This is a genomic window from Mycobacterium sp. 1164966.3 (genome assembly GCF_001665395.1).
Classification (GTDB): domain Bacteria; phylum Actinomycetota; class Actinomycetes; order Mycobacteriales; family Mycobacteriaceae; genus Mycobacterium.
Genome location: NZ_LZSG01000056.1, coordinates 54,994 through 68,267, shown reverse-complemented (window position 1 = coordinate 68,267; position 13,274 = coordinate 54,994). Strand labels below are relative to the sequence as shown.

The 13,274-nt window shown below is 67.3% G+C and carries 7 protein-coding genes; 2 read left to right on the top strand and 5 right to left on the bottom strand.

Annotated features, from left to right (window positions below; genetic code table 11):
* Positions 1-99 precede the first annotated feature (99 nt).
* On the top strand, positions 100-456 hold the full coding sequence (locus A9W99_RS20040) for a hypothetical protein (RefSeq protein ID WP_253870099.1): 357 nt from the start codon (positions 100-102) through the stop codon (positions 454-456).
* Positions 457-494: 38 nt separating this feature from the next.
* On the top strand, positions 495-2,267 hold the full coding sequence (locus A9W99_RS20035) for an acyl-CoA dehydrogenase family protein (protein ID WP_067382172.1): 1,773 nt from the start codon (positions 495-497) through the stop codon (positions 2,265-2,267).
* A 46-nt stretch (positions 2,268-2,313) separates the two neighbouring features.
* On the opposite strand, the gene A9W99_RS20030 is transcribed toward A9W99_RS20035, so the two are convergent.
* From A9W99_RS20030 to A9W99_RS20010, 5 genes are all read right to left on the bottom strand, one after another.
* Positions 2,314-3,894, bottom strand: coding sequence for an acyl-CoA carboxylase subunit beta (locus A9W99_RS20030; protein ID WP_067382169.1), 1,581 nt, complete (start codon positions 3,892-3,894; stop codon positions 2,314-2,316).
* An 8-nt stretch (positions 3,895-3,902) separates the two neighbouring features.
* The gene (pks13, locus tag A9W99_RS20025; RefSeq protein ID WP_067382166.1) at positions 3,903-9,302 is read right to left on the bottom strand and encodes a polyketide synthase Pks13; all 5,400 of its coding nucleotides are present in this window, start codon (positions 9,300-9,302) and stop codon (positions 3,903-3,905) included.
* 18 nt (positions 9,303-9,320) lie between these two features.
* Positions 9,321-11,210 (bottom strand): long-chain-fatty-acid--AMP ligase FadD32, encoded by a 1,890-nt coding sequence (gene fadD32, locus A9W99_RS20020; protein ID WP_067382163.1) that lies wholly within the window; start codon positions 11,208-11,210, stop codon positions 9,321-9,323.
* Positions 11,211-11,580: 370 nt separating this feature from the next.
* Positions 11,581-12,603 carry a cutinase family protein gene (locus A9W99_RS20015; RefSeq protein ID WP_067382160.1) on the bottom strand — a complete coding sequence of 341 codons (1,023 nt, stop codon included), beginning with the start codon at positions 12,601-12,603 and terminating at the stop codon, positions 11,581-11,583.
* A gap of 168 nt (positions 12,604-12,771) precedes the next feature.
* A complete protein-coding gene (locus tag A9W99_RS20010) occupies positions 12,772-13,245 on the bottom strand; it encodes an SRPBCC family protein (RefSeq protein ID WP_067382157.1) in 474 nt (157 codons plus the stop codon).
* Positions 13,246-13,274 lie beyond the last annotated feature (29 nt).

The following is a 13,274-nucleotide window of genomic DNA, read 5'->3' as shown; positions in this document are numbered from 1 at the left end:
TCCTCGGCTTTTGCGACCGGCATCGCCGTCGCCTCGGCTGATCAGGGCGGCACAATTGTTGCTCTGGATTCGACTCTGCGAAATTGTGACTTCAGCGCCGTGAGCACCCCGCCCCTTGGCCAAGAGCCCGCTTTGGCCACCGGCTCGGTCCGTATTCACAAGAGTGGGTCCACAGCTGTCGCCGAGGTTTATCTGTCGGATTCGCCGATGCCGGGCACCCATTTCGACGTCGGGCTGATTCAGGAACCCCGGCCCTCATCGGCAGGCTGTGGCCCCGGGGCTCCGGGTACCGCTTTCGCGGGCCTGGATACCGACGCGGCCGGCGTCGGAAGGACGACTGTTCAAGACACCCTCCGGTCGGGCACGACGGGCGTGTGGGTGATCGTCGAACGACCCAGTCCGCATTCTCAAGATCCGGGTGAGTACTACACGTCCGAGTTCTTGGTGCCCACCTAAAGGCTTGTAACACCACGCTTTTGTAATACCGTCGCGGTGTGAGCGACTACGACTTGGAGGCCGTGGACCGGCTGCCCTTCTCGACCCCGGAAAAAGCGCAGCGGTACCAAACGGACAACTATCGCGGAGCCGTCGGCCTCAATTGGTACCTCACCGATCCCAGCCTGCAATTCCTGATGTCGTATTACCTGCGGCCCGACGAATTCGCCTTTGCGGAGCCGCATTTGACGCGTATCGGCGAGTTGATGGGTGGTCCGGTGGCGCGGTGGGCAGAGGAAACCGACCGCAACCCGCCGCGGCTGGAGCGTTACGACCGGTGGGGCCACGACGTCAGCCGGGTGGTCATGCCCGCATCGTTCACGGCATCGAAACGCGCCGTCCTGGACGCGCAGCGGACGTTGCGTGCTGAAGCGCGCAGCGCGGGGCTGAGTTCGTCGCTGCCGATGTTCGCGTCCAACTACCTGCTCAACCAGGCCGATATCGGGATGGGCTGCGCGCTGGGCACCGGCGGCGGCATGGTGCAGTCGCTGGTGGCCGCCTATGCGCCCGCCGACGTACGCGAACACGTGCTGGCCAGGTTCGACTCCGGCGAATGGGCCGGCGAGACCGCGCAGTTGCTCACCGAGCGCACCGGGGGCTCCGACCTGGGAGCGCTGGAGACGACGGCTCGACGGTCCGGAGACGCGTGGCTGCTGAACGGCTTCAAGTGGTTCGCGTCGAATTGCGCCGGCGAGGCGTTCGTCGTGCTGGCCAAACCCGAGGGCGCGCCGGATTCGACCCGCGGGGTCGCCAACTTCCTGGTGCTGCGCACGCGCCGCGACGGCTCCCGCAACGGGGTGCGGGTGCGGCGACTGAAGGACAAGCTCGGCACCCGCTCGGTCGCCTCGGGCGAGGTCGAGTTCGTCGACGCCGAGGCGTTTCTGCTGTCGGAGCAGCCTTCCGGAGATTCCGGCCCGTCGGACGGCAAGGGACTTGGCCGCATGATGGAGCTGACCAACGCCGCGCGGCTCGGCATCGCCCTGTTCGGGCTGGCCAATGCGCGTCGGGCGCTGGTCGAATCGCTGTGCTACGCCCGGCAGCGGCAGGCGTTCGGCGGCCCGCTGATCGACAAGCCGCTGATGCGCCGCAAGCTCGCCGAGCTGATCGTCGACATCGAGGCCGCGCAGGCGCTGGTGTTCGACGGCATCGGGGCAACCAACCACCGCCAGCCCCGAAGCCTGCGGCAGCGCATCGCGGTGCCGGTCACCAAGCTCAAGGTCTGCCGGCTCGGGATCACCGCGGCCTCGGACGCGATCGAGATCCACGGCGGCAACGGCTACATCGAAACCTGGCCGGTGGCAAGGCTTTTGCGCGACGCGCAGGTGAACACCATCTGGGAGGGTCCGGACAACATCCTGTGCCTGGACGTGCGGCGCGGCATCGAGCAGACGCAGGCGCACGAGACGCTATTAGCTCGCATGCGCGACGCGGCTTCGGTTTCCGACGACGACCAGACCACACAATTGGTCGCGTCGCGGATCGACGATCTCGAGGCGGCGACGACGGCCTGGTCCAAGCTCGACCGGCCGGTGGCCGAGGCGCGGCTGTTCCCGCTGGCGGTGTTCATGGGCGACGTGTACGCCGCCGCCTTGCTCACCGAACAGGCCGCGTGGGAGCGGGACACCCGCGGCGCCGACCGCAAGGGGCTCGTCGCACGGCTGTACGCGCAGCGGTATCTGGCCGATCGCGGGCCTTTGCGCGGCATCGACGCCGAGACCGACGAGGCGCTGGAGCGTTTCGGCGAGCTGGTCGACGGCGCGTTCACGCCCTGAGTGTGAGTCCGGCGACGCTCAATCGGCGTGTCGCTCGCCAAGCGAATTAGACCGGGATCAGGCCGTGCTTACGGGCGACACGGAACCACAATTGCTTATCCCGCAACAGGCGCATCGACTTTCGCAGCAGCAGCCGGGTCTCGTGCGGATCGATGACCGCGTCGATGAACCCGCGTTCGGCAGCCGTCCACGGGATTGCCATGTTGAGGTTGTAGCCCTCGATGAAGTCCTTCTTGATCGCCTGCGCCTCCGGCGTCGTCGGGTCCGGGAACCGCTTCATCAGCAGCTGCGCGGCGCCCTCGGCGCCGATCACGGCGATGCGCGCGGTCGGCCACGCGAAGTTGAAGTCCGCGGTCAGCTGCCGGGAGCCCATCACGGCGTAGGCGCCGCCGTAGGACTTGCGGACCGTGATGGTCACCTTCGGCACGTCAGCCTCGACGACGGAGTACAGGAACCGCCCGCCGCGCTTGATGATGCCCCTCTTCTCCTCCTCGGCGCCGGGCAGGAAGCCGGGCGTGTCGACGACGAACACCAGCGGGATGTTGAAAGCGTCGCAGAACCGGATGAACCGCGCCGCCTTGTCCGATGCCTCGTTGTCGATCGCGCCGGACAGCACCATCGGCTGGTTTGCGATTACGCCCACAGGATGCCCGTCGACCCGGGCGTATCCGGTGATGATGGCCGGCCCGTGCTGCGCGGCGACGTCCAAGAAGTCGCCGTCGTCGAAGATCCGCAGCAGGATCTCGTGCATGTCGTAAGCCGCGTTGTCGGAGTCCGGCACGATCGCGTCGAGCTCCAGATCGGTTGGGGTGACCTCGGGTTCCAGCCCGGGGTTGACGATCGGCGGCTTGTCGAAGCAGTTGGACGGCAGGAACGACAGGTAGTCACGCACGTACTGGAACGCCTCGGCCTCGGTGTTCACCACCTGATGAATGTTGCCGTAGCCGGCCTGCGCGTCAGAGCCGCCGAGCTCGTCGAGGGTGACGTCTTCGCCGGTGACTTCCCGGATCACGTCCGGTCCGGTGACGAAGAAATAACCCTGGTCGCGCACGGATACCAGCAGGTCGTCTTGGATTGGCGAATACACCGCTCCTCCGGCGCATTTGCCGAAGATGAGGGAGATCTGCGGCACCAACCCGGACAGCGCCTCGTGCCGCCGGCCCAGCTCTGCGTACCAGGCCAGCGACGTGACCGCGTCCTGAATCCGCGCGCCACCTGAGTCCTGGATGCCGATGATCGGGCAGCCCACCATGGCGCACCACTCCATCAAGCGAGCGACCTTGCGGCCGAACATCTCACCGACCGTGCCCTGAAACACCGTCTGGTCGTGTGAGAACACCCCGACCGGGCGCCCGTCGATCATGGCGTGCCCGGTCACGCACCCGTCGCCGTAGAGGGCGTTCGGGTCGTTCGGGGTTTTGGCCAGTGCCCCCACCTCGAGGAAGGTGCCCGGATCGACCAGCGCGTGGATGCGAGCTCGGGCGCTCGGGATGCCCTTCTTGTCGCGCTTGGCGGCGGCCTTCTCGCCGCCGGGCTCTTTGGCCAGCTCCAGTCGGGCGCGCAGCTCGGCCAGCTTCTCGGCGGTGGTGTGCAGGACGGGAGTTGGTTCTGCCGCTAAATCCGTCACTACTTGCCCTACCTCACCTGTTCTGACTTGACCGCCTGCCGCTCGATGTCGCCGAGCGCACGACTCATGTGCGCGCCCACCTTGGCGATGATCGGCTCGTCGATGGCCTGAATGTGCTCGCCACCGATGGGCACGACCTCGAGGTCGGCGACGTACTCGCCCCAGCCGCCGTCCGGCTGGCGAACGGCGTACCGCGGCTCAAACATGATCGCGTCGTCATGGTAGCGATCGGCCATGTAGAGGGTGACATGGCCGTCGTACGGCTGGATCTGGGCGGTGTCGATCGCCCGGTTGTCCAGGTACGACGTGCGCTGATGCTCGATGATCCCGGCCGGGATCTGCACGCCGCTCTCGCGGACGGCGTCCAGCACGAACCGGACCTGGCCCTCGTCGTCGAGCTGCTCGAGCTGCTCGTACGGGATCTCCGGAATGGTGACGTTGAACGTCTTCTCGGCGAACCGGGCATAGCGGTCCCAGCGCTTGCGGATCTCCTCCTTGGTCTGCGGAATCTCCTCGCCCGCACGCACCGCGTCGATCAGCCCAACCCAGCGGACGTCCTTGCCGAGCCCCTTGAGCCCGATCGCGCACGCGTAGGCCAGCACGCCGCCCAGCGACCAGCCGGCCAGAATGTAGGGCCCGTCGCCCTGCATCTCGATCAGCTTCGGAACGTAGGCCGCTGCACGCTCTTCGATCGTGCCTTCCACCCGCTCGAAGCCGTACATCGGCGTATCCGCCGGCAGCCGGTTGAGCAGCGGCTCGTAGACCACGGTCGACCCGCCCGCCGGATGGAACACGAACACCGGCACCTTCGAGCTGCCCTCCGGGCGGCCCCGCAAAGTACGGACGAAACCGTCGATCTGGCCGGCCTCGAGGTATCCGCGCACCTTGTCGGCCAGCTCCTCGATGTTCGACGAGCTCAGCACGTCCTCGACCGTGATTGGCCCTTCGGCGCGCTCCGAGAGTCGCTGTGCCATCTTGGCGGCGCTGTCCTGATCCAGCTGCGGCAGCGTGTTGAAGATGCCGCCGGGTGACTTGCCGGTGACGATCGCCCAGGTGGCGAAGGTGACGCGCTCAGCGGCGTCGCGTGGCGGCACGTCGGAGTTGAGCGCGGCGGCGACGGCCTGCTGGTTCAGCGCCTCCGCGGCGGCCGCCAGGTTCGGCTGCGCGCCGTTCCCCCCGGCACCGGATGTGCCCGACGGGCCAGACGGGTCGGTCGGCGGGGGCGGGATGGCCCCTTCCACGGCAGGCGGTGACTGCCCCGCCGGCTCAGCCGGTTCCGCGGGCTGGGTCGCAGGCTCGGCCTGCGGATCGGGTGCGGGCGCCAGCACCGTCGAAGGCGTTGCACCGCTGAGCAATTCGGCCTGCGCCCGGGCGATCTCCTCCGCCGTCTGACTGCGCTGGTACTCGTGCAGCTGCTCCACCTCGTCGCGGTGTTCGATCGCGTACTCGATCAGCTTCTCGACGTTGTAGAGGTTCGCGTCGCGCACCGCCTGCAACTGGATGGGCGGCAGGTCGAAGTCGTACTCGACGCGGTTCTTGATGCGCACGGCCATCAGCGAGTCCAGGCCCAGCTCGATCAGGGGCACCTCCCACGGCAGGTCCTCGGGCTCGTAGCCCATCGCCGCCGCGACGATGCTGCCCAGCCGGTCGGCGATGGTCTCGCCGGAATCCGGCGACCACTTGACGAAGTCGGTGGGCAGGTAGCGGCTGGTCAGGCTGTCCGACAGGGTCTCGGCGTCTTCGTCCTCTGCGGCCGCTTCCGGCGCGACCGGCGCAGGACCGGCCGCGGCCGCAACTGCGGTGCCGGCGCCCACCGCCGTCGGCAACACCGCCTCGGATCCGGCGCGGGCCACTAATGCGTCGTACACCAGCGTGAACGATTCGTCGATTCGCGCATGGACCTGGACCGAGGCGCCGCCGGGATGCCGGGTCATCGTGGTGACCAGGCGGGCACCCTCGCCGGGCACCGCCCGCTGCTCGGACGCCGTCAACTGAGAGTCCGGAAGCACTTGTGCGGCAGCGGCTCTCACCAACGCAGCCAGGTCCGTCTTGCCGTCCCGGGGCGCGTACTCCCAGACGTGCCGGCCGTCCGGCAACGCGACATGGTTACCCGGCATCACCACCGAGGCGTCGCCGGAGAAGTGCGCGGGCAGCCAGTGTTCCTTGCGCTTGAACCGGGTCGGCGGAATGTTCGCGTAATCCTGCGGACCGGAAGCCCGCGTGAATAGCGTCCAGATGTCCAGGTCATGGCCGTACACGTAGAGCTGGGCCATTGTCGACGTGATCGACTCGACTTCGTCCTGCTTGCGGGCCAGCGTCGGGATCAGCTGGGCGTCAGGAAGACCGGCGGCAGCCGTCGTCAAACCCACCTGCATCAACGCCACCGGGTTGGGAGCGAGTTCCAGGAACGTGGTGTGCCCGCTGTCCACGGCGTTGCGGATGCCGTGGGTGAAGTAGACGGAATGCCGCAGGCCCTTCTTCCAGTACTCGACGTCGTGGATCGGCTCGCTGCCCGGCTTGATATAGCGGCCCTCGTGCACCGTCGAGAAGTAGCCGCACGTCAGCGGCATGGGGTGGATGCCCTGCAGCTCCGCCGTGAACTCGCCGAGCAGCGGATCCATTTGCGCGGTGTGGCTGGCGCCCTTGGTCTGGAACTTGCGGGCGAAGCGGCCTTCCGCTTCACAGCGGGCGATGATCGCGTCCACCTGGTCGGGCGGGCCGCCGATCACGGTCTGGGTCGGAGCTGCATAGACGCAGACCTCCAGATCGGGGAAGTCGGCGAACACGGTCTTGATCTCGTCGGCGGAGTATTCCACCAGGGCCATCAGCCGGATGTACTCGCCGAACAGCATCGCCTCGCCCTCGCCCATCAGCCGGGCGCGCGGGACGATGATCCGCACGGTGTCGCGCAGCGAGAGCCCGCCGGCGAAGTAGGCGGCGCCCGGCTCACCCAGCGACTGGCCGATCACCGCGGCCGGGTTGGCGCCGTGCGCCTTGAGCAGCTCACCGAGCGCGATCTGGATGGCGAAGATCACCAATTGGACGGCCTCGATGGGGTATTCGACGGTGTCGCCGGTGTAGTCCACCGCGTCGTCGAGGATCATCTCGAGAATCGAGATGCCGCGCTCGTCCTGGATCAGGGCGTCGATCTTGTCAATCCACTCTGCAAAGACCGCGTTGCGCAGGTACAGGCTCTTGCCCATCTTGCGGTGCTGGGCACCGAAGCCGGCAAGCACCCACACCGGGCCGTTGGTCACCGGCCCGTCCGTGCTGAACACGTTCGGCGCCTGCTTGCCCGCGGCAACCGCGCGCAGACCCTTGATCGCCTCGTCGTGGTCGTGGGCCAGCACGACGGCGCGGGAGCGGCCGTGGTTGCGCCGCGACAGCGACCGGCCGATCGACTCCAGCGACGATGCGCGGCCTTCGGGGCTTTCCATCCAGTCCGCCAACTCGGCGGCGGCGGCCTTCTTGCGCGACGTGAGAAACGCCGACACGGCCAGCGGAACGAGAGGAGCCGTAACCTCTTGCGCGGCAAGCTCTTCCAGAGCGGCTTCCTTGAGCCGCAGCGCCTCTTCGGTTAGGCCCGGAAGTTCGGGTTCGGGTTCTTCCGCGTCCGGCGTGTCGGTGAGGATGTTGCCGAAGTCGTCGAACCGAAGCGCATGGCCTTCCAGACTGGCCGTCTGGGCGGCGGCTTCGGTCTGAACCGGCTGGGCAGGCTCGGCCTCGGGTTCCCGCTCGATCACGTCACGCGGCAAAACCTCCCGCACCACCATGTGCGCGTTGGCCCCACCGAAGCCGAAGCTGGACACCCCGGCCAGGGCGTAGCCGCCGTAGCGGGGCCAGTCGGTGGCCTGGTCGATTACCTTCAGGTGCATCGCGTCGAAGTCGATGTACGGGCTGGGCCCGGCGAAGTTGATGGACGGCGGCAGCTTGTCGTGCTGCAGGGCCAGCACCACCTTGGCGATGCTGGCCGCGCCGGCGGCCGATTCCAGGTGGCCGACGTTGGTCTTGACCGCGCCCAGCAGCACCGGCCGGTCGGCGGGGCGCCCCTTGCCGACGACGCGGCCCAGCGCCTCGGCCTCCCTCGGGTCGCCGAGGATGGTCCCGGTGCCGTGCGCTTCGACATAGTCGACGGTGCGCGGGTCGATGCCGGCGTCCTTATAGGCCCGGCGCAGCACCTCGGCCTGCGCATCCTGGTTGGGGGCGATCAGACCGTTGGACCGGCCGTCGTGATTGACTGCGCTGCCCGCGATGACGGCCAGGATCTGGTCACCGTCGCGCCGCGCGTCGTCGACCCTCTTGAGGACCACCATGCCGCCGCCCTCGGAGCGGGTGTAGCCGTCGGCGTCCGACGAGAACGACTTGATCCGGCCGTCCGGCGCCAGGACCGCGCCGATCTCGTCGAACCCGAGCGTCACCATCGGGGTGATCAGGGCATTGACACCGCCCGCCACCACCACGTCGGCCTCGCCGTTGCGCAGTGCCTGCACGCCCTGATGCATCGCCACCAACGAACTCGAGCACGCGGTATCGATGGTGACCGACGGGCCGCGGAAGTCGTAGAAGTAGGACACCCGGTTGGCGATGATCGAGCTGCTGGTGCCGGTGATCGCGTAGGGGTGCGCGACGGTGGGGTCCGAGACGGCCAGGAAGCTGTAGTCGTTGGTGGAGCTGCCGACGTACACACCGACGGGCTTGCCGCGCAGGCTGGACGCCGGAATGCGGGCGTGCTCGAGCGCCTCCCAGGTCAGCTCCAGCGCCATCCGCTGCTGCGGGTCGATGTTGTCGGCTTCGGTCTTCGCCACCGCGAAAAACTCCGAGTCGAAGCCCTTGATGTCCTTCAGGTAGCCGCCGCGGGTGCGTGCGGTGGCGACGCGCGCCGCCAGCCGCGGCTCTTCGAGGAATTCCGACCACCGGCCCTCGGGCAGATCGGTGATCGCGTCGCGGCCCTCCATCAGGGCCTGCCAGGTTTCGTCGGCGGTGTTCATGTCGCCGGGGAACCGCGTGGACAGCCCGACGATGGCGATGTCGACGCGTTCGGCCGCGCCGGCCCGCGACCAATCCACATTGTCGTCGTCAGCCGAGGTCTCCGATTCCGGCTCGCCCTCGACGATCCGGGTGGCCAGCGCCTCGATGGTCGGATGCTGGAAAGCCACCGCGACAGACAGCGTGACGCCGGTCAGGTCCTCGATGTCGGCCGCCATCGCCACGGCGTCGCGCGACGACAGACCCAGCTCCACCATCGGCACCGACTCGTCGATCGAGTCCGGTGACTTGCCGACGGCCTTGCCCACCCAGTTGCGCAGCCACTGCCGCATCTCGGGGACCGTGAGTTCGGCCTTTTTGCCGGGCGCGTTCGCCGTATCGGTGCTGTCGGTGTGCTCCGCAGAATCGTCGATCTCAGACATGGGTACCTTTTTGGTTGCTCAGGATTCGGTGGCGAAGACCGTCGGGGACGCGATGCCGCTGCGCAGGCTGCCATCGAGGTAGGCGGTGCGGCATGCGCGACGGCCGATCTTGCCGCTGGACGTACGCGGGATGGTCCCGGCCTGCACCAGCAGCACGTCACGCACGGTCACCCCGTGCCCGACGGCGATGGCCGCCCGGACGTCGTCGGCGATGGGCTGGTAGTCGAGCTTGTGCGTACCTGCCGCCCGCTCCGCGACGATCACCAACTGCTCGGAGGTGTCTTCGGGATCGAACTTCAGGCCGGCGTGCGGGTCGTCGAACACGCTCTGCGGCAGCTGGTTGGCCGGCACCGAGAAGGCAGCGACGTAGCCGACACGCAACGCCTTGTTCGATTCCTGCGCCGTGAACTCGAGGTCCTGCGGGTAGTGGTTGCGGCCGTCGATGATGACGAGGTCCTTGATCCGGCCCGCTATATAGAGGTGTCCCCTGAAGTAGGTGCCGTAGTCGCCGGTGCGGACCCACAGCCCGTCGTCAGCGGCGCCCTCGGCGTGCGACTCGCTGATCCGCGACTTGAGGATGTTGCGGAAGGTGTGGTTGGTCTCTTCTTCCTTGTTCCAGTAGCCGGTGCCCAGGTTCTTCCCGTGCAGCCAGATCTCGCCGATCTGCCCGTCCGGCAGCTCGCTGGCGGAGTCGGGGTCGACGATGACGGCCCACTCGTCGACGCCGATCACGCCGGCGGAAACCTGCGCGACGGCATTCGGCGCATCCGCGGCCACCTCGACGAAACGCTGGTTGTTCAGCTCCTCGCGGTCGACGTGGATGACCGTCGGCGGCTCGTCCATCGGGGTCGTCGAGACGAACAGCGTCGCCTCGGCCAGGCCGTAGGACGGTTTGACCGCCGTCTCCGGCAAGCCGTAGGGCCGGAAGGCTTCGTAGAACTTGCGCATCGACGCGGGCGACACCGGCTCGCTGCCGTTCAAGATCCCCTTGACGTTGCTCAGGTCCAGTGGCGGCTCGTCGTCGCGGGGCACCCCGCGGTTCGCGGCATGTTCGAACGCGAAGTTCGGCGCGGCCGAGAAGGTGCCGCCGGTCTCGCCTGGCTTTCGGGCGAGTTCGCGAATCCAGCGGCCGGGCCGGCGCACGAACGCGGCGGGGGTCATGAAGGTGAAGCTGTAGCCGAACACCGGCGAAAGCAGCGCGGTGATCAGACCCATGTCGTGGAAGAACGGCAGCCAGCTCACACCACGGTCACCTTCGGTGCCTTCCAGCGCGTTCAGCACCTGCAGCACGTTGGTGGGCAAGTTCAAGTGGGTGATCTGCACGCCGGTCGGGGTGCGGGTCGAACCCGAGGTGTACTGCAGGTACGCGGTGGTGCCCTCGGTGGCTTCCGGTTCCTGCCAGGTGACGGCTACCTCGTTGGGCACCGCGTCGACGGCGATCACACGCGGCCGTTCCTTGGCCGAACGGGCGCGGATGAACTTGCGGACGCCCTCCGCGGAGTCGGTGGTGGTCAGGATCGTCGATGGGGTGCAATCGTCGAGCACCGCGTGCAAACGGCCTACGTGACCCGGCTCCGCCGGGTCGAACAGGGGCACCGCGATCCGGCCGGAATACAGCGCGCCGAAGAAGGCGACCAGGTAGTCCAAGTTCTGCGGGCACAGGATGGCAATGCGGTCACCGGGCTGGGTCACCTGCTGCAGCCGAGCGCCGACGGCACGGTTGCGGGCGCTGAAGTCCGACCACGAGATGTCGCGTTCGACACCCTCGCGTTCGGTGGAGTAGTCCAGGAACCGGTACGCCAGCTTGCCGCCGCGAAGCTTGGCCCACCGCTCGACATGCTTGACCAGGTTGGTGTTGTCCGGGAACCTGATCTTCCCATTCACGATGAATGGGTTGTGGTACACCATGCGGCTCTCCTGTCACATACTCATTTAGGTCGGCTTCGCCGACGTATCCGTTCTGGTCGGCTTCGCCGACGTATCCGTTCTGGTCGGCTTCGCCGACGGTGTCTTTCCAAGTCTTTCCTAGGCCGGCTTTACCGGCGTTCTGCACGCGTGCCGACCCTCGCACCGCGCATGCGTGCGCGGCGCCGAGTCGGTGCCAGCTGCGACCCGATCGGGTCAACCACAATGCTCTGATCGCTCTTAGTTTTCTCTTAATGTTAAGGGGAGGCGCGCGGCATACCAAATCACAAGGTACCTCTGTTCGCGCCCACCATCGGCGCTCTAAAGCGTGTCGAACGACGCGGCTTCTCCCGCCCCGAACGCTTCGGGCGGTTCAGCCATGTTTGGGGTGCGGCGCGTTCTCGATGAGTCCGTGCGCCCAGTTCAACGTCCAGTCGGTTGCCGGGGCGCCGTCCACGTTCCAGAACTGCGTGGTGGCATACATCGCATGGATCGGCTGAGCGCCGTTGCCGGCCAGCGTGTTCAGCGTGTTCGGCAGATTGGAGATGCTGAATGCCTCGGCCGGGGCGGCGCAGATGAGATCGCCCGGGGCGCAGATCTCATTGGTCTTGTCGTTGAGCGAGCCGAAGCCATCGGGCCGCGCGCCGGTCATGGTCAGGCCCAGGCCGGACAGGATTGGTATCTCGTGCAGGGTGATCTCTGCGCCCTCGCCCGGCGGGTTGGGTCCGATCTGCTTGCCCACATCCACCTGGCGGCGGCCGTCGGCGATCAACGTCACACCGAGCACGAGGTCGTCGTCGACGGGCCCGCGGCCGTTGCCGATGTCGCTGGCGATGTCGCCGCCGATAACCGCGCCCTGCGAGAAACCGATGATCACATAGCTGGTCAACGGGCACTTGGTGGTCATGTCCGTCATCGCTCGCAGCGTTGCCTGCGTGCCCTGCGCCCGGCTTTCGTTGTAGGACATCTGGTTGTCCGCCGACAGCGGATTATGGAACTGCGCCGTGTAGGGCGTGGTGAACGTCTGCACCCGGGACGGGCCGAATTGTTGGGCTAGCGTCCCAATTACGTTGTGCAACAACGCGTTCGGGAATTGAATCGGGGCAAGCGGCGGGTCCTGCAGCGACGACTCCCACGTGCCCGGGATGTTGATCAGCTGGACGTCGGGGCAAGACGCGTCCTGGTATGCGGGTCGCGGCTTGTGCGGGTGGGGAGTCGCGGTTGCGGACGGCGGCAGCCCCTCGGGCGGCACCGCGCTGGGCGGTGACTTGGGGGTGCGCAGCATGAGCACGATGGCCACGATCACGACGATGACCACCGTCGCCATCCCGCAGGCAGCAACCCAGGCCAGGATCCGGTGCCGCTTGCGTCGTGCGTTCTTGGCCCGCTTGGCCATACGGGGTCTCCTGCTGACAGTGTCGGTAGGTGGCAGCGACGCGGCCATCCCGACCTCTGCTGCACTTGCCTACACGGTACCGGCTCCGCACCGGGAGCCGGTGCCGCGCTGACCCGGGTCCGCTCAGGCGCCAGCCAAGCACACGGTTGCGCGCGGTACCGGCGAGGATCAGTGAACGAGCCGCTCGGAGAGTTCGTCCAGCGCTTGGCGAGCCCAGCCGTGCCAGGCCTTTCCGAGCATCGCGACGGCCGGCCGCGTCAGGGCCGATCGCGGATAAACCGTCCAGCGCCACGTTGTCTTGGTACCCGTGTCGGCCGGCGTGAACTCGAATTCGCCGTCGATGCCGCTGGCAGCCAAGGACAACGGGCCCTTGATATTTCCTACGTGGTAGGCGAAGCAGTGTGGAGCATCGACCTTGGTCAATTCCTCTAGCGTGCTACCGCCACCAGCCATTTTCAGAGTTCGGGTCTGACCCACAGTTCCCCACTTATTGGGCTCGTTGAGCACTTGGCGGATGGGCGGGAACGGCCCGTACCAACGGTGGAACACAGCTGGGACATCCATCATCAAGGTGCCGTGGAACGCGTCCTCGACACCGACTGACATGGAACGCGAATGCTCTACGACGACCGGCTCAACCATTGCGCCATGGTAGGCGTTCGGGCAGCGGT

What these genes read in the sequence shown, in the direction of transcription:
- A9W99_RS20010 (WP_067382157.1), bottom strand. Translation starts at nt 13,245, where the DNA reads ATGGTTGAGCCGGTCGTCGTAGAGCATTCGCGTTCCATGTCAGTCGGT.
- fadD32 (WP_067382163.1), bottom strand. Translation starts at nt 11,210, where the DNA reads ATGGTGTACCACAACCCATTCATCGTGAATGGGAAGATCAGGTTCCCG.
- pks13 (WP_067382166.1), bottom strand. Translation starts at nt 9,302, where the DNA reads ATGTCTGAGATCGACGATTCTGCGGAGCACACCGACAGCACCGATACG.
- A9W99_RS20015 (WP_067382160.1), bottom strand. Translation starts at nt 12,603, where the DNA reads ATGGCCAAGCGGGCCAAGAACGCACGACGCAAGCGGCACCGGATCCTG.